The sequence below is a fragment of the Pseudomonas sp. NMS19W genome (assembly GCF_051554255.1).
Lineage (GTDB): Bacteria > Pseudomonadota > Gammaproteobacteria > Pseudomonadales > Pseudomonadaceae > Aquipseudomonas > Aquipseudomonas kribbensis.
The window spans coordinates 4372345-4389823 of the sequence record NZ_CP136718.1; the positions used below are offsets into that span (position 1 = coordinate 4372345).

At 60.3% G+C, this 17479-nt stretch carries 14 protein-coding genes and 1 pseudogene; 4 read left to right on the forward strand and 11 right to left on the reverse strand.

Features of this window, described 5'->3' with window-relative positions; all coding sequences use genetic code 11:
* Positions 1–176: 176 nt before the first annotated feature.
* From R1A29_RS19920 to mtnA, 11 genes are all read right to left on the reverse strand, one after another.
* On the reverse strand, positions 177–416 hold the full coding sequence (locus R1A29_RS19920; RefSeq protein ID WP_438299349.1) for a LapA family protein: 240 nt from the start codon (positions 414–416) through the stop codon (positions 177–179).
* 27 nt (positions 417–443) lie between these two features.
* On the reverse strand, positions 444–740 hold the full coding sequence (gene ihfB / locus R1A29_RS19925) for an integration host factor subunit beta (RefSeq protein ID WP_427577973.1): 297 nt from the start codon (positions 738–740) through the stop codon (positions 444–446).
* Positions 741–895: 155 nt separating this feature from the next.
* The gene (locus R1A29_RS19930; protein ID WP_438299350.1) at positions 896–1174 is read right to left on the reverse strand and encodes a hypothetical protein; all 279 of its coding nucleotides are present in this window, start codon (positions 1172–1174) and stop codon (positions 896–898) included.
* 203 nt (positions 1175–1377) lie between these two features.
* Positions 1378–3060, reverse strand: a complete 1683-nt coding sequence (gene rpsA / locus R1A29_RS19935) for a 30S ribosomal protein S1 (RefSeq protein ID WP_438299351.1) — start codon at positions 3058–3060, stop codon at positions 1378–1380.
* A gap of 120 nt (positions 3061–3180) precedes the next feature.
* Complete coding sequence (gene cmk, locus R1A29_RS19940; RefSeq protein WP_007950916.1) at positions 3181–3870, reverse strand: (d)CMP kinase; 690 nt, start codon at positions 3868–3870, stop codon at positions 3181–3183.
* The gene (locus R1A29_RS19945; RefSeq protein WP_438302071.1) at positions 3867–6074 is read right to left on the reverse strand and encodes a bifunctional prephenate dehydrogenase/3-phosphoshikimate 1-carboxyvinyltransferase; all 2208 of its coding nucleotides are present in this window, start codon (positions 6072–6074) and stop codon (positions 3867–3869) included. The genes cmk and R1A29_RS19945 overlap by 4 nt, the downstream gene beginning before the upstream one ends.
* Before the next feature lie 28 nt (positions 6075–6102).
* Positions 6103–7215, reverse strand: coding sequence for a histidinol-phosphate transaminase (hisC, locus tag R1A29_RS19950; protein ID WP_438299352.1), 1113 nt, complete (start codon positions 7213–7215; stop codon positions 6103–6105).
* 13 nt (positions 7216–7228) lie between these two features.
* Positions 7229–8323 carry a prephenate dehydratase gene (gene pheA / locus R1A29_RS19955; RefSeq protein WP_007950913.1) on the reverse strand — a complete coding sequence of 365 codons (1095 nt, stop codon included), beginning with the start codon at positions 8321–8323 and terminating at the stop codon, positions 7229–7231.
* Positions 8323–9408 carry a 3-phosphoserine/phosphohydroxythreonine transaminase gene (gene serC / locus R1A29_RS19960; RefSeq protein ID WP_265813616.1) on the reverse strand — a complete coding sequence of 362 codons (1086 nt, stop codon included), beginning with the start codon at positions 9406–9408 and terminating at the stop codon, positions 8323–8325. The genes pheA and serC overlap by 1 nt, the downstream gene beginning before the upstream one ends.
* A 64-nt stretch (positions 9409–9472) precedes the next feature.
* Positions 9473–12256 carry a DNA gyrase subunit A gene (gene gyrA, locus R1A29_RS19965; RefSeq protein ID WP_114884663.1) on the reverse strand — a complete coding sequence of 928 codons (2784 nt, stop codon included), beginning with the start codon at positions 12254–12256 and terminating at the stop codon, positions 9473–9475.
* A 412-nt stretch (positions 12257–12668) separates the two neighbouring features.
* Positions 12669–13745, reverse strand: a complete 1077-nt coding sequence (gene mtnA / locus R1A29_RS19970) for an S-methyl-5-thioribose-1-phosphate isomerase (protein ID WP_114884665.1) — start codon at positions 13743–13745, stop codon at positions 12669–12671.
* A 108-nt stretch (positions 13746–13853) separates the two neighbouring features.
* Between mtnA and R1A29_RS19975 the strand changes: the two genes are divergently transcribed.
* The 4 genes and pseudogenes from R1A29_RS19975 to R1A29_RS19990 all read left to right on the forward strand — a co-directional run bounded on the left by R1A29_RS19975 (position 13854) and on the right by R1A29_RS19990 (position 17426).
* Positions 13854–15188 (forward strand): TRZ/ATZ family hydrolase, encoded by a 1335-nt coding sequence (locus tag R1A29_RS19975; protein WP_438299353.1) that lies wholly within the window; start codon positions 13854–13856, stop codon positions 15186–15188.
* A gap of 57 nt (positions 15189–15245) precedes the next feature.
* Positions 15246–15944, forward strand: a complete 699-nt coding sequence (ubiG, locus tag R1A29_RS19980) for a bifunctional 2-polyprenyl-6-hydroxyphenol methylase/3-demethylubiquinol 3-O-methyltransferase UbiG (RefSeq protein WP_007950906.1) — start codon at positions 15246–15248, stop codon at positions 15942–15944.
* 4 nt (positions 15945–15948) lie between these two features.
* A complete protein-coding gene (gene mupP / locus R1A29_RS19985; RefSeq protein ID WP_134827711.1) occupies positions 15949–16620 on the forward strand; it encodes an N-acetylmuramic acid 6-phosphate phosphatase MupP in 672 nt (223 codons plus the stop codon).
* Positions 16621–16686: 66 nt separating this feature from the next.
* Positions 16687–17426: pseudogene (locus R1A29_RS19990) on the forward strand (YciK family oxidoreductase).
* Positions 17427–17479 lie beyond the last annotated feature (53 nt).

Below are 17479 nucleotides of genomic sequence, written 5' to 3' on the forward strand. Positions count from 1 at the left end.
GTCTGATCCATGAATGCAAAAGCCCGATTTGCGGGGCTTCTTTAAGAGCGAATTTTCAGCAGCATGCAAATATGCCGCTGTCGAACAAACGCGGCATTTTACAGCTTAATGAACGTTTTACTAATGGATATGGACAGGCAGCGGTGCAATTTCATCACACCTCCATTCACAGCTTTTCACCCCAATAGCTTGCGAGCGGCCCTGGAAGAACGCCCCAGAAACCAGCCCAGTACCGGCCCGATCAGCATTCCGACGAGCAAAGCGATAACCATGATCAGAGACACTGGAAGTTGCGGACCAGCCCAGCCAAGAAACATCAGCGAGATTGATTGCTGATTCTCCAGAACAAACGCCAGTATCACCAGCACCAGCAGGAGAATGAAAACACCAAGAAGTATGCGTTTGAGGTTACGCATGGAAGACTCCCTGTAAAATTGCGACTGTCAACGCCCCTCCTCCTCTTCCTCATTGACCCGATCACGCAACTCTTTGCCCGGCTTGAAATGCGGAACGAACTTGCCGTCGAGACTGACAGACTGACCGGTCTTTGGATTACGCCCTACGCGCGGCGCGCGATAATGCAGGGAAAAGCTGCCAAAACCACGGATCTCGATACGATCACCCGTGGCCAGACATTGGGACATTTGCTCAAGCATGGTCTTGATGGCCAACTCCACATCTTTTGATGAGAGCAGCCCTTGATGGGTGACAATTCGTTCGATCAACTCCGACTTCGTCATATTTTTCCCTTCTTTTTCAAGCAGCTAGATCAGCGCTTGAAAGGTTTTAGCACGCCCGGAAGATTTTGAACAGCCCAGGGATTGACATATCTTCCTCAGCGTCGAAACGCCCGCTTCCCGGAAAAAAAACCGTACATCCACACCAACAAAAGCTCTCAGCGACACATCACCAGCATGGTACGAGTCACGTAGCCTGCAGGGTTGAAGCCAAAAGGAAACTCATCTTCATCTTTTGCCTCATCGGATCGAGTAATCACTTTATAACCCGCCCCCTTGCACTCCTTCGCCGCACGCTTTTGGCATTTTTCCCAACCTGACCCCAATCCGGAACAGTCGATCTCTATACCGCTGACGCCACGCACGGCATGGGTTTTGGCACTTGTGGTGCAACCCGCCACAACCAGCACAGCCGCAAGAAGAATAAACCTGTTCATCCACTTCCTTATGTCAGGCCACAGCCCGACCACTACACACCCAAGACCAAGCTTAGTCGCGAATAGACGATTGATCCGATTAAAGAAACAGACCACTTGGCAAAGAGAATGGTTTCATCTGCGAGGAACAAGGACTTCAACGCACCAAATCGCAGGCACAAAAAAGGGCGACCGAAGTCGCCCTTTTCATGAACAGACAGAACTTAGTTCTGTTTGGCCATTGCTTGCTTCAGCAGAGCAGCCATAGTGGTGTCAGCTGGAGCCTCCTGAACCGAGTTCAGGCTCTGGATAGCTTCCTTCTCTTCAGCATCGTCTTTCGACTTGATGGAGAGGCTGATCTGACGGCTCTTACGATCAACGCTGATGATCTTGGCTTCTACTTCCTGACCTTCTTTCAGAGCGTTACGCGCGTCTTCAACGCGGTCACGGCTGATTTCGGAGGCTTTCAGAGTCGCTTCGATATCGTCGGCCAGAACGATGATGGCGCCTTTAGCGTCAACTTCTTTCACAGTGCCCTTAACGATTGCGCCTTTGTCGTTAACCGAGACGTACTCGGAGAACGGATCGCTTTCCAGCTGCTTGATACCCAGGGAGATACGCTCACGCTCCGGGTCAACCGACAGGATAACGGTGTCCAGCTCGTCGCCCTTCTTGAAACGACGCACGGCTTCTTCGCCCACTTCGTTCCAGGAGATGTCGGACAGGTGAACCAGACCGTCGATGCCGCCGTCCAGACCAATGAAGATACCGAAATCGGTGATCGACTTGATGGTGCCGGAGATCTTGTCGCCCTTGTTGAACTGGCCAGAGAAGTCTTCCCATGGGTTCGACTTGCACTGCTTGATGCCCAGGGAGATACGACGACGCTCTTCGTCGATGTCCAGAACCATGACTTCCACTTCGTCGCCGACTTGTACGACTTTCGAAGGGTGGATGTTCTTGTTGGTCCAGTCCATTTCCGAAACGTGTACCAGACCTTCAACGCCTTCTTCCAGCTCAGCGAAGCAGCCGTAGTCGGTCAGGTTGGTTACACGAGCGGTAACGCGAGTGCTTTCTGGGTAACGGGCTTTGATAGCAACCCATGGATCTTCGCCCAGTTGCTTCAGGCCCAGGGAAACACGATTGCGCTCGCGATCGTATTTCAGAACCTTGACGTCGATCTCGTCGCCAACATTGACGATTTCGGAAGGGTGCTTGATACGCTTCCACGCCATGTCGGTGATGTGCAGCAGGCCGTCCACGCCACCCAGGTCGACGAATGCGCCGTAGTCGGTGAGGTTTTTGACGATACCTTTGACTTGCTGGCCTTCCTGCAGGGATTCCAGCAGAGCTTCACGCTCGGCGGAGTTCTCGGCTTCCAGGACGCTGCGACGGGAAACGACAACGTTGTTGCGCTTCTGGTCCAGCTTGATGACCTTGAATTCCAGCTCTTTGCCTTCCAGGTGCGTGGTGTCGCGCACTGGACGGACGTCAACCAGGGAACCTGGCAGGAACGCACGGATGCCGTTAACGTCGACAGTGAAGCCGCCTTTAACCTTACCGTTGATAACGCCCTTGACCACTTCCTCAGCTGCGAAGGCTGCTTCCAGAACGATCCAGCATTCAGCGCGCTTGGCTTTTTCACGGGACAGCTTGGTTTCACCGAAACCGTCTTCAACCGAGTCCAGAGCAACGTGAACTTCGTCACCGACGTTGATGTTCAGTTCGCCAGCGTCGTTGTAGAACTGCTCCAGAGGGATCAGTGCTTCGGACTTCAGGCCAGCGTGAACAGTTACCCAGCGAGCTTGGTAATCGATATCAACGATAACACCGGTGATGATGGAGCCTGCCTGAAGGTTCAGGGTCTTTAGGCTTTCTTCAAAGAGTTCCGCAAAGCTTTCGCTCATTTTAATTCCTGTTGATTAGGGCGAAAAATACGCCCGTCTCCACATCCCAGACGATGCGGGTCAGTTTCATTTAAAGGAAGCCACCGCAGGACTATGACTGGTCCCCTGCGGCCTTCCTGGTCACCCGGCGATATCGCGAATGGCGATCTCGCTCATGATGCGTTCCAGCACCTGATCGATGGACAACTCCGTGGAATCCAGCTGAATGGCGTCGGCCGCCGGTTTGAGCGGGGCCACCGCTCGCTGGGTATCGCGCTCGTCACGCGCACGGATCTCATCTAGCAGACTCGACAGACTAACACCCTCGACTTTGCCCTTCAACTGCAAATATCGACGGCGCGCCCGCTCCTCGGCACTCGCGGTCAGGAAAATCTTCAGCGGCGCATTCGGAAATACCACCGTTCCCATGTCACGACCATCGGCCACCAGGCCCGGCGTTTCCTGGAACGCGCGCTGGCGCTGCAGCAGCGCCTCGCGCACAGCCGGCAATGCAGCCACCTGGGAAGCGCCGGAACCGACGCTCTCGGTGCGGATGACATCGCTGACTTCATCACCTTCCAGAATGATGCGCTGCAACTGACCGTCGGTCGCCGCGATGAACTGCACATCCAGATGAGCGGCCAGCTTCTTCAGCAGCTCTTCATTGGTCAGGTCGACACCATGGTTGTGCGCTGCAAACGCCAGCAAGCGATACAGCGCGCCGGAATCCAGCAGATTCCAGCCCAGACGCTTGGCCAGAATCCCGGCTACGGTGCCTTTGCCCGAGCCGCTTGGCCCATCGATGGTGATGACCGGAGCAATGTTGTTCACGACTGAGCCTCTTGCGCCACACGAATGCCGACCTGCGCGCACAGCGTCAGGAAGTTCGGGAACGATGTCGCGACGTTGGCGCAATCATGGATGCGGATCGGTGCAGTGGCGCGCAACGAGGCCACGCTGAAAGCCATCGCGATGCGGTGATCGCCATGACCGTGCACTTCGCCGCCGCCGATCTGGCCGCCGTCGATGATGATGCCGTCCGGGGTCGGTTCGCACTTGACGCCCAGCGCCAGCAAACCGTCCGCCATGACCTGGATACGATCCGATTCCTTGACCCGCAGCTCTTCGGCGCCGGTCAGCACCGTGCGCCCTTCGGCACAGGCGGCCGCCACGAACAGTACCGGGAACTCGTCGATGGCCAGAGGGACCAGCGCTTCCGGAATCTCGATACCTTTGAGTTTAGCTGCTCGCACGCGCAGGTCTGCAACCGGCTCGCCACCCACTTCACGCTGGTTTTCCAGAGTGATGTCGGCGCCCATCAGGCGCAGGATGTCGATCACGCCGGTACGGGTCGGGTTGATGCCGACGTGTTCGAGCACCAGTTCCGAACCCTCGGCGATCGACGCCGCCACCAGGAAGAACGCCGAAGACGAGATGTCGCCCGGCACTTCAATGTGGGTCGCAGTCAGCTTGCCACCGGACTCGACCGATGCCGTGGCACCGTTAACGCTTACCGAATAGCCAAAGCCGCGCAGCATGCGCTCGGTGTGGTCACGAGTCGGAGCCGGCTCGGTGACAGTTGTCTTGCCTTCGGCATACAGGCCCGCCAGCAGCAGGCAGGACTTAACCTGGGCACTGGCCATCGGCATGGTGTAGGTCAGGCCCTTGAGCTTGTGACCACCACGAATAGTCATCGGCGGACGACCGTCGGCAGCGGTTTCGATCACGGCGCCCATTTCCCGCAGCGGGTTGGCGACGCGATTCATCGGACGCTTGGACAGCGAAGCGTCACCGGTCAGGGTGCTGTCGAAGTCCTGCGCGGCCAGCAGGCCGGACAGCAGACGCATCGAAGTACCGGAGTTGCCCAGATAGATCGGGCCCGGCGCAGGTTTCAGACCGTGCAGGCCGACACCATGAATGGTCACGCGGCCGTGATGCGGGCCTTCGATGACCACGCCCATGTCGCGGAACGCCTGCAGGGTCGCCAGGGCGTCCTCACCCTCGAGGAAGCCTTCGACTTCGGTGACACCTTCAGCCAGGGAGCCGAGCATGATCGAACGGTGGGAAATCGATTTGTCACCCGGTACGCGAATCCGACCGGACAGGCGGCCACCAGGTTGAGCCAGGAAGATCAGATCGTTGGAATTCATAGCGTCCACATAGGCCCTGCGGGCCAGGATTTTACTGAAATGCTCGCGGGCAACCCGGGCGCGCGTGAAGACGCCCAACAATTGGTGCCCATCCCCTGCATCGACCGCGTCGCGCAAGGCGTCGAGGTCGCTGCGAAATGTATCGAGTGTGCGCAGGACAGCCTCGCGGTTGGCGAGAAAGATGTCATGCCACATGACCGGGTCGCTTCCGGCGATTCTTGTGAAATCACGGAAACCGCCCGCAGCGTAACGGAAGATCTCAAGGTTTTCATTGCGCTTGGCCAGCGAATCGACCAGACCGAAGGCCAGCAGGTGCGGCAAATGACTGGTTGCCGCCAGCACCTCATCGTGGCGCTCGACCTGCATGTGTTCGACATCGGCACCGAGTTCGCGCCACAAGCGATCAACCACCGCCAGCGCAGCCGGATCGGTCTGCTCCAGCGGGGTCAGAATCACCTTGTGACGACGAAACAGCTCTGAGTTGGAGGCTTCCACCCCGCTCTGCTCGGAGCCGGCAATCGGATGGCCCGGCACGAAGCGCGCCGGCATGCCGCCAAACGCTTCGGTCGCCGCACGCACTACATTGCCCTTGGCACTGCCGACATCCGTCAGGATCGCCTGCCCCAGATCCATGCCGGCCAGACGGGCCAGCAGTTTTTCCATGGCCAGGATCGGCACCGCCAACTGGATCACGTCCGCGCCCTGGCAAGCCGCCACCAGGTCGTCTTCACAGCGATCCACCACACCCAACTCGACCGCCAGCTTGCGCGATTGCGGGTCGAGATCGACCCCGACCACTTCGCGGCACACACCGCTTTCACGCAAGCCTTTGGCAAACGAACCACCGATCAAACCCAGACCGACCACCACCAGGCGCCCGATCATAGGTGCAGCAGATTGCAGCGCAGTGACATCACCCACGAGCCAGAACCTTGCGCAGCGCTTCGAGGAAGCGGCTGTTTTCCGCCGGCAGACCGATGGTCACCCGCAGATGGTTCGGCATGCCGTAGTTGGCCACCGGACGCACGATCACGCCCTCGCGCAGCAGACCCTGGAACACCGGAGCCGCCACTTGACCGAGGTCGACACAGATAAAGTTGCCCTTGGACGGAATCCAGCTCAGGTCCAACTCGCGGAAACCCGCTTCCAGCTGTTGCATGCCGGACTCGTTGAGCTGACGGCTCTGCGCCAGATATTCCTCGTCCTTCAGCGCCGCACACGCCGCGGCCAACGCCAGGCTGTTGACGTTGAACGGCTGACGTACGCGGTTCAGCACGTCCGCCACGACTGGCGTGGACAAGCCGTAGCCAACACGCAGCGCCGCCAGACCATAGGCCTTGGAGAAGGTGCGCGAGACCAGCAGGTTCGGGTAAGCCGCGAGGAAATCCAGACCATCCGGCAGATCGCTGCCCTCGGCGTATTCGATGTAGGCCTCGTCCAGCACCACCAGCACATGCTCCGGCACGTCCTGCAGGAACTCGTCCAGCGCTTCGGCGCCGAACCAGGTGCCGGTCGGGTTGTTCGGGTTGGCGATGAACACGACGCGAGTGTTGGCGTCGATGGCCGCCAGCATCGCCGGCAGGTCATGCCCCCAATCCTTGGCCGGAACGACCTTGGCCTGCGCACCGACCGCCTGGGTCGCGATCGGATAGACCGCGAACGCGTGCTCACTGAACACTGCGTTCAGGCCCGGCGCCAGATAGGCGCGCGCCACCAGCTCGAGAATGTCGTTGGAGCCGTTGCCCAGGGTCACCTGGTTCAGCTCGACACGGCACTGCTCGGCCAGCAGGGACTTCAGGGCAAAACCGTTACCATCTGGATAACGGGTCAGCTCGTCCAGCGCTTCGCGGATTGCGGCCAGCGCTTTCGGGCTCGCGCCCAGCGGGTTTTCGTTGCTCGCCAGTTTGACGATGCTTGCCGGATCCAGATCCAGCTCGCGCGCCAACTCGTCCACGGGCTTGCCCGGCACGTATGGCGAAAGTTGTTGCACGCCCGGCTGTGCCAGAGCGAGGAAGTTGCCACTCATTTGCTACCGCCCCTTAAAGAACTGCTTTCGGGTAGGAACCCAGCACCTTGAGTGCTACTGCTTCCTGACTGATCTTTTCCAGCACACCCTTGATCAGCGGATCACGGTGATGGCCGACGAAGTCGATGAAGAACACGTAGGTCCATTTACCGCTGCGCGACGGACGGGTTTCGATCCGGGTCAGGTCGATCCCGTTGTCATGGAACGGCACCAGCAGCTCATGGAGCGCGCCGGGCTTGTTGCTCATGGACACAATGATCGAGGTCTTGTCGTCGCCGGTCGGCGGCACTTCCTGGTTACCGATCATCAGGAAGCGCGTGGAGTTGTCCGGACGATCCTCGATCTTCTCGGCCAGACGGGTCAGGCCATACAGCCCGGCCGCCATGTCACCGGCGATCGCCGCTGAATTCCACTCACCCTTGACCCGCTTGGCCGCTTCGGCGTTGCTGGAAACCGCCACGCGCTCGACATTCGGATAATGGGCGTCCAGCCATTTGCGGCACTGGGCCAGCGACTGGGCGTGGGAATAGATGCGGCTGATGCTGTCGGTCTTGGTGTTTTCACCGACCAGCAGATGATGGTGAATCCGCAGCTCGACTTCGCCACAGATCACCATGTCGTGCTCGAGGAAGCTGTCGAGGGTGTGGTTGACCGCGCCTTCAGTGGAGTTCTCCACCGGCACCACGCCAAAATTCACCGCACCGGCCGCCACTTCACGGAACACTTCGTCGATCGCCGCCATCGGCTTGCTGATCACTGCGTGACCGAAGTGTTTCATGGCCGCCGCCTGGGTGAAGGTGCCTTCCGGACCAAGGTAGGCCACTTTCAGCGGGTTCTCGAGGGCGAGGCACGAAGACATGATTTCGCGGAACAGCCGCGCCATTTCTTCGTTGCCCAGTGGCCCCTTGTTGCGTTCCATCACGCGCTTGAGGACCTGCGCCTCACGCTCGGGACGATAGAACACCGGCTGCTCGCCTTCGGCCAGACTGGCCATCTTGACCCGGGCAACCTCTTCGGCGCAGCGAGCGCGATCGCTGATCAGCTGGAGGATCTTCTCATCAAGGTTATCGATGCGAACGCGCAGCGCCTTGAGTTCCTGCTCGGACATCAGGAATGCTCCTTCTCGAACTCAGCCATGTAGCCGACCAGCGCTTCAACCGCATCCAGGCCCAGGGCGTTGTAGATCGAGGCACGCATGCCGCCGACCGAACGATGGCCCTTGAGGTTGAGCAGGCCGCGGGCGTCGGCGCCGGCCAGGAACGCCTTGTCCAGACGCTCGTCAGCCAGACGGAACGGCACGTTCATCCAGGAGCGGGCGTTGACGCTGATCGGGTTGGTGTAGAAGTCGCTATTGTCGATGAAGCCATACAGGCGGTCTTTCTTCGCCTTGTTGCGCTGCTCCATCGCGGCGACGCCGCCCTGCTCCTTCAGCCACTCGAAGACCAGGCCCGAGAGGTACCAGGAATAGGTGGCCGGGGTGTTGTACATCGAACCGTTGTCGGCCGAGATCTTGTAGTCGAGCATGGTCGGGCACGAACTGCGGGCACGGCCCAGCAAGTCTTCACGGACGATCACTACGACCAGACCGCTCGGGCCGATGTTCTTTTGCGCGCCGGCGTAGATCAGGCCGTACTGCGACACATCGATCGGACGCGAGAGGATATCGGAGGACATGTCGACCACCAGCGGAACGTCACCAGCCTCGGGAACCCAGTCGAACTGCAGGCCGCCGATGGTTTCGTTGGACGCATAGTGCAGATAGGACGCACCCGGGGTCAGCTTCCATTCGTTCTGACCAGGAATGGCCAGGTAGTCATAAGGCTTGGCGCTGGCGGCAACATTGATGTTGCCGAAGCGACGCGCTTCCTCGATGGCTTTTTTCGACCAGATGCCAGTCTCGACATAGTCGGCAGTGCCGTTCTCGGGCAGCAGGTTCAGCGGAATCTCGGCGAACTGCTGGCTCGCGCCGCCCTGCAGGAACAGCACTTTGTAGTTGGAGGGGATGGACAGCAGGTCGCGCAGGTCCTGTTCGGCTTTTTCGGCGATGGCCACGTAGTCGTCGCTACGATGGCTCATCTCCATGACCGACAGACCCTTGCCGTGCCAGTCGAGCATCTCGGACTGGGCACGCAACAGGACAGCTTCAGGCAGCGCAGCGGGACCTGCGCAGAAGTTAAAGGCTCGTTTGCTCACATCCACTCTCGCTATGCAATCACGGTAGCGGACAGAGCAAACACTCTGCCCTGCTACGATTTGGTTAGTCTTGCGACTCTTCTTCGTCTGCGGCGTCCGCCTGCAGGTTGTCGACTGCATCGTCCGGTTCGGCGCCGATCACGCCTTCTTCCAGCTCGACACCTTCTTCACCTTCAAACTCTTCGCCCTCGACTTCCGACGGCTCCTGGACCCGCTCCAGACCGACCAGGGTTTCATCCTTGGCCAGTTTGATCAGGGTCACACCCTGGGTGTTACGACCCAGACTGGAGACTTCGTCGACACGGGTACGCACCAGCGTGCCCTGGTCGGAAATCAGCATGATTTCTTCACCGTCCTGCACCTGAACCGCGCCGACCAGACGGCCGTTACGCTCGTTGCTGACCATGGCGATTACGCCCTGACCGCCACGTTTGTACTCAGGGAATTCGGTGATCGCCGTGCGCTTGCCGTAGCCACGCTCGGAAGCCGTCAGGATCTGGCTGCCCTCTTCCGGAATCAGCATGGAAATCAGCTTCTGCCCTTCCGGCAGACGCATGCCACGCACACCGCGAGCGGTACGGCCCATGGCACGAACTTCGGATTCCTTGAAGCGCGTCACCTTGCCGCCGTCGGAGAACAGCATGATTTCCTGCTCGCCATCGGTGATGGCAGCGGAGATCAGGATATCGCCTTCGTCCAGCTCCAGCGCGATCAGACCGACGCTGCGCTGACGACTGAAGGCCACCAGCGGGGTCTTCTTGACGGTACCGTTGGCGGTCGACATGAAGATGAACGGTGCCTTCTTGCGGTCGGCAGCCTTGATGCGCGCGCGGCGCTCTTCTTCGGTTTCGTTGCTGTTTTCGATGTCTTCTACATCTGCCTCGGCGCCTTCGGCTTCTTCTTCATCAGCCTGACGCTTCATGGCTTCGAGATCGACCGGCAGCATGGTGGTGATGTATTCACCGTCATCCAGCGGCAACAGGTTGACCAGCGGACGACCACGGGCGGCGCGGGACGCTTCCGGAATCTCGTAGGTCTTGAGCCAGTACACCTTGCCCTTGCTGGAGAACAGCAACAGCGTGGTGTGGCTGTTGGCGACCAGCAGGTGAGCGATGTAGTCCTCATCCTTCACGCCGGTCGCCGACTTGCCTTTACCGCCACGACGCTGAGCCTGGTACGCAGCCAGTGGCTGGGTCTTGGCATAACCGCCGTGGGAGATGGTCACGACGCGCTCTTCTTCCGGGATCATGTCGCCCAGGGTCAGGTCGAGGCGTGCATCGAGAATCTCGGTGCGGCGCACGTCGCCGTATTCGGCGCGGATCACTTCCAGCTCTTCGCGGATCACTTCCATCAGACGCGTGGCGCTGTTGAGGATGCGGATCAGCTCGCCGATCTGGTTGAGGATTTCTTGATACTCGGCCAGCAGCTTTTCGTGTTCCAGGCCGGTCAGGCGGTGCAGACGCAGTTCCAGAATGGCTTGTGCCTGTTCCGGCGACAGGAAGTACTTGCCGTCGCGCAGACCGTATTGCGGATCGAGGTTTTCCGGACGGCACGAATCGGCACCGGCGCGCTCGACCATGGTCATCACCGCACTGGATTCCCACGGCGTGCTGACCAGCGCTTCTTTCGCTTCCGACGGGGTCGGCGAAGCCTTGATCAGCGCGATCACCGGGTCGATGTTCGACAGGGCGACGGCCTGACCTTCGAGGATGTGACCACGCTCGCGGGCCTTGCGCAGTTCGAACACGGTACGGCGGGTAACCACTTCGCGACGGTGACGGACGAAGGCTTCCAGCAGATCCTTGAGGTTCAGGATTCGCGGACGACCGTCGATCAGCGCCACGATGTTGATGCCGAATACCGACTGCAGCTGGGTCTGGGCGTAGAGGTTGTTGAGGATCACCTCAGGCACTTCGCCGCGACGCAGTTCGATCACGACGCGCATACCGTCCTTGTCGGACTCGTCGCGCAGTTCGGTGATGCCTTCGAGTTTCTTCTCTTTTACCAGCTCGGCGATCTTCTCGATCAGACGCGCCTTGTTCAGCTGGTAAGGCAGCTCGGTGATGACGATCTGCTGACGGCCACCGACCTTGTCGATGTCTTCGATGATCGAACGGGCGCGCATGTAAATGCGGCCACGGCCGGTGCGGTAGGCTTCGATGATGCCGGCGCGACCGTTGATGATCGCAGCGGTCGGGAAGTCCGGACCGGGGATGTATTGCATCAGCTCATCGACGGTCAGCTCGGGATTGTCGATGAGGGCCAGGCAACCGTCGATGACTTCACCGAGGTTGTGCGGCGGAATGTTGGTCGCCATGCCCACGGCGATACCGCTGGAACCGTTGACCAGCAGGTTCGGCACGCGGGTCGGCATGACCGCCGGGATCAGTTCGGTGCCGTCGTAGTTCGGCACCCAGTCCACGGTTTCCTTGTGCAGGTCGGCCAGCAGCTCGTGCGCCAGCTTGGTCATGCGCACTTCGGTGTATCGCATGGCCGCGGCGTTGTCGCCGTCCACCGAACCGAAGTTGCCCTGACCGTCCACCAGCAGATAACGCAGCGAGAATGGCTGCGCCATACGAACGATGGTGTCGTACACCGCGGTATCACCGTGCGGGTGATACTTACCGATCACGTCACCGACGACACGGGCAGATTTCTTGTACGGCTTGTTGAAGTCGTTGCCCAGCTCGCTCATCGCGAACAGCACGCGACGGTGCACGGGCTTCAAGCCATCGCGCGCATCCGGCAGTGCACGGCCGACGATCACGCTCATTGCGTAATCGAGATAGGACTGTTTCAGCTCGTCTTCGATATTGACCGGGAGGATTTCTTTGGCCAGTTCGCCCATGAGAAGCCTGATTCCTTTTTCTGGTGAAACTTCGCCATATCCATAGGGGACGCACGAAGCTCGTCGATGCAGGCCGAGTGCCATGCGCCGACTTACGACAAATCGACAAGTTGACCCTGGATTTGCGCAGTGAAGACAACCCCGTGGGACTGCCTCGGAAAACGCCGGATGTTATCACAAGAGCCGCCACGCACCTATCCCCCAGATGCGCATGGAGCATAGTTAGATGACCGATGACAGGCTTAACGGGGACGAGAGAGGCTCAGAGCTTCTCTGAATGCAATTTTCGAGACGAAATTGCGGATGTTTATTGACTTTCAGGGCCTCATCGCTGGCAAGCCAGCTCCCACAGGGGCCATTCCTGGTACAGAACCTGTGGGAGCGATGGCAGCTTACCGGGCGGTGAACACCCTTAATGCAGGCGTTTGCGGCACATCAGCTGGGCCATTTTCGCGGTGTCCGGACGCTCGACGATGCCTTTTTCGGTGACGATCGCATCGATCAGGTCCGCCGGCGTCACGTCGAACACCGGATTGAACGCCTCCACGTCTGCCCCGACACGCTTGCCGCCGACTTCCAGCAGTTCGGCGCCGTCGCGCTCTTCGATCGGGATGTCATCACCACTGGCCAGGTTCATGTCGATGGTCGAACTCGGCGCCACCACCATGAAGCGCACGCCGTGGTGCATGGCGTTGACCGCCAGTTGATAGGTGCCGATCTTGTTCGCCACGTCGCCGTTGGCGGTGATCCGGTCGGCGCCGACGATCACCCAGGTCACGCCCTTGGTTTTCATGATGTGCGCGGCAGCGGAGTCGGCGTTGAGGGTCACCGGAATGCCTTCGTTGGCCAGTTCCCACGCGGTCAGGCGCGAACCCTGCAGCCACGGCCGGGTTTCGTCGGCGTAGACGCGCTCGACCATACCCTCGATGAAGGCGGCACGGATCACCCCGAGTGCCGTGCCGAAACCACCAGTGGCCAGAGCACCGGTATTGCAATGCGTGAGAATCGCCTGGGCATTGCCCTGATGTTTGCGGATCAGGTCGACACCAAGCTGGGCCATGGTCAGGTTGGCTTCGCGATCGCTTTCATGAATGGCGATGGCCTCGGCTTCGAGCGCCTCCAGCGGATCGGCGTTGTCCTTCAGGCGATCCAGCCGGTCGTGCATGCGGTTCAATGCCCAGAACAGGTTGACCGCCGTCGGACGGGAATCGGCCAGCAGCATGAAATCCTCTTCCAGCGCCGCGTACCAGTCGCCACCTTCGGCGATCCGGGCACGGGCCGCCAGCACGATGCCGTACGCGGCACTGATGCCGATGGCCGGCGCACCGCGCACCACCATCGAGCGAATCGCTTCGGCCACGCCAGCGGCGCTGGTATAGGCGATCCAGTTTTCCTCGAACGGCAAAACGCGCTGATCCAGCAGGTGGAGCGCGCCATCACGCCAATCGATGGCCTTCACTTTCTCCGCAGCCAACAGTCGATCGCGCATCCCTCACCCCGCACTCATGAACAAAAGCCGCCGATTATAGCGATCCCCCCGCGAAGACGCTCGGGTATACTTCGCCATCCTTTACAAAAGCACTGGAACCGACCCTCGATGCCGAAACCTGCCATTGCGCTCGACTTATTATTGCTGCCGACCTGGCTGGTACCCGTCGAACCCGCAGGCGTTGTGCTCAAGGAGCATGGCCTGGGCATCCGCGACGGTCGCATCGTGTTCATCGGCCCGCGCGCCGAAGCCTTGAAGTGTAACGCCGCCGAAGTCCGCGAATTGCCGGACGTGCTGCTCGCCCCCGGCCTGATCAATGCTCATGGCCATGCCGCCATGACCCTGTTCCGCGGCCTCGCCGACGATCTGCCGTTGATGACCTGGCTGGAAAACCACATCTGGCCGGCCGAGGGCAAATGGGTCGATGAAGATTTCGTCCGTGACGGCACCGACCTGGCCATCGCCGAGCAGATAAAAGGTGGCATCACCTGTTTTTCGGACATGTATTTCTTCCCGAAGGTTGCCAGCGAACGCGTGCACAACAGCGGAATCCGTGCGCAGATCGCCATTCCGATCCTCGATTTCCCGATTCCGGGCGCTGCCAGCGCCGATGAAGCCATTCGTCAGGGCGTCGAACTGTTCGGCGACCTGAAGCATCACGAACGCATCAAGATCACTTTCGGCCCTCATGCACCCTACACCGTTGGTGATGAGAACCTGGAAAAAATCCGCGTGATCGCCGAGGAGCTGGACGCTTCGATCCACATGCACGTCCACGAGACCGCCTTCGAAGTGCAGCAAGCGGTCGAACAGCGCGGCGAACGCCCGCTGGCCCGCCTCGGTCGACTCGGCCTGCTCGGCCCGCGCTTCCAGGCCGTGCACATGACCCAGATCAGCGATGACGACCTGGCGTTGCTGGTAGAAAGCAACACCAGCGTGATCCACTGCCCGGAGTCGAACCTGAAACTGGCCAGCGGCTTCTGCCCGGTAGAACGCCTGTGGCAGGCCGGGATCAACGTGGCGGTCGGCACCGATGGCGCGGCGAGCAACAATGACCTGGACCTGCTGGGCGAAACCCGTACCGCTGCGCTGCTGGCCAAAGCTGTCGCCGGCTCGGCCACCGCGCTGGACGCCCATCGAGCGCTGCGCATGGCCACGCTGAACGGCGCACGGGCCTTGGGGATCGAAGCCGAGACCGGCTCCCTGGAACTCGGCAAGGCCGCGGACATTGTCGCGTTCGACCTGTCCGGTCTGGCCCAGCAACCGGTCTATGACCCGGTCTCGCAACTTATTTACGCCACCGGCCGGGACTGTGTGAAACACCTGTGGGTTGCCGGCAAGCAACTGCTCGACGACCGGCGCCTGACGCGCCTCGACGAACAACAGCTCGGCGAAACCGCCCGGGCCTGGGGCCGACGCATCAGCGGCCACACCGAATCGTAAACACCCCGGGGCAAACTCCGGGGCTACAGCCTTTTTCAAGTTTTAGAGGATTGAATCATGAGTAACGTCGACCACGCCGAAATCGCCAAATTCGAAGCCCTGGCCCATCGCTGGTGGGACCGCGAAAGCGAGTTCAAACCGCTGCACGACATCAACCCGCTGCGGGTCAACTGGATTGACGAGCGCGTCAACCTGGCCGGCAAGAAAGTCCTCGACGTCGGTTGCGGCGGCGGTATCCTCAGCGAAGCCATGGCCCAGCGCGGCGCGACCGTGACCGGCATCGACATGGGCGAAGCGCCGCTGGCGGTCGCACAACTGCATCAGCTGGAATCCGGTGTGAACGTCGAGTACCGGCAGATCACCGCCGAAGCCCTGGCCGAAGAAATGCCCGAGCAGTTCGACGTCGTCACCTGCCTGGAAATGCTCGAACACGTACCGGATCCATCCTCGGTGATCCGCGCCTGCTTCCGCATGGTCAAGCCCGGCGGCCAGGTGTTCTTCTCCACCATCAACCGCAACCCGAAGGCGTACCTGTTCGCCATCGTCGGCGCCGAATACATCATGAAGCTACTGCCGCGCGGCACCCACGACTTCAAGAAATTCATCCGCCCGTCCGAACTCGGCGCCTGGAGCCGCATGGCCGGCCTCACCGTCAAGGACATCATCGGCCTGACCTACAACCCGCTGACCAAGCACTACAAGCTGGCGGCGGACGTTGACGTCAACTACATGATCCAGACCCTGCGCGAGGAATAAGCCGATGGCCATCAGAGCAGTCCTTTTCGACATGGACGGCACCCTGCTCGACACCGCGCCGGATTTCATCGCGATTTGCCAGGCGATGCGCGCGGATCGTGGTTTGCCGCCGATGAACGACAAGCATATCCGCGACGAAATCTCCGGCGGTGCCAAGGCCATGGTCGCGGTGACGTTCTCGATGGACCCGGAGTCGCCGGGCTTCGAGGAATTGCGTCTGGAGTTCCTTGAACGTTATCTGGCGGGCTGTGCCGTGCACAGCAAGTTGTTCGATGGCATGGGCGAGCTGCTGGCCGATATCGAGAAAGCCAACCTCATCTGGGGCGTGGTCACCAACAAGCCGCTGCGCTTCGCCGAGCCGATCATGCAGCAACTGGGGCTGGCCGAGCGCTCGGCCCTGCTGATCTGCCCGGATCACGTGAAGAACAGCAAACCGGATCCCGAGATGCTGGAGCTTGCCTGCAAGATGCTTGATCTGGATCCGTCGACCGTTCTGTTTGTGGGCGATGATCTGCGCGATATCGAATCCGGCCGTGACGCGGGCACCAAGACTGCCGCCGTGACCTATGGCTACATTCACCCGGACGACAATCCTCGACACTGGGGCGCGGACGTGGTGGTGGATCACCCGCAGGAGTTGCGCAAGGTGATCGATAACGCGCTGTGCAGTTGCTGACTCGGGCCCGCTCCATTCCCATGCCGGTCGTGGGAACGATCAGAAGTTAATGGATTAGAGGTTTTTATGTTTGATTATTCCGCTCGCCCCGAATTGCTCAAGGATCGGGTCATTCTGGTCACCGGTGCCGGTCGCGGCATCGGCGCCGCCGCCGCGAAAACTTACGCGGCCCACGGCGCGACCGTGCTGCTGCTGGGCAAGACCGAAGCCAATCTGACCCAGGTCTACGACGAGATCGAAGCGGCCGGGCATCCGCAGCCGGCGGTGATCCCGTTCAACCTCGAAACCGCCCTGCCCCATCAATACGATGAGCTGGCAGCGATGATCGAGTCCGAGTTCGGCCACCTCGACGGCCTGCTGCACAACGCCTCGATCATTGGCCCGCGTACGCCGATCGAACAGCTGTCCGGTGAAAATTTCATGCGCGTCATGCGGGTCAACGTCAATGCGATGTTCATGCTGACCAGCACCCTGCTGCCGCTGCTCAAACTGTCCCAGGACGCCTCGGTGGTGTTCACCTCCAGCAGCGTCGGTCGCAAGGGACGCGCCTACTGGGGCGCCTATGGCGTCTCCAAGTTTGCCACCGAGGGTTTGATGCAAACCCTGGCCGATGAAGTCGACGGCGTGGCGCCAGTACGCTCCAACAGCATCAACCCGGGCGGCACCCGCACCAGCATGCGCGCCCAGGCGTACCCGGGGAAAACCCGCTGAACAACCCGACGCCGGAAGAGATCATGCCGGTCTATCTGTACCTGATGGGTCCGGACAGCACGGGCATCAACGGCCAGGCATTCAACGCCCAGTAATGCCATACGTCGCTTTTGTTGCCGCGGCGGATTCCCGTCGCGGCATACATTTG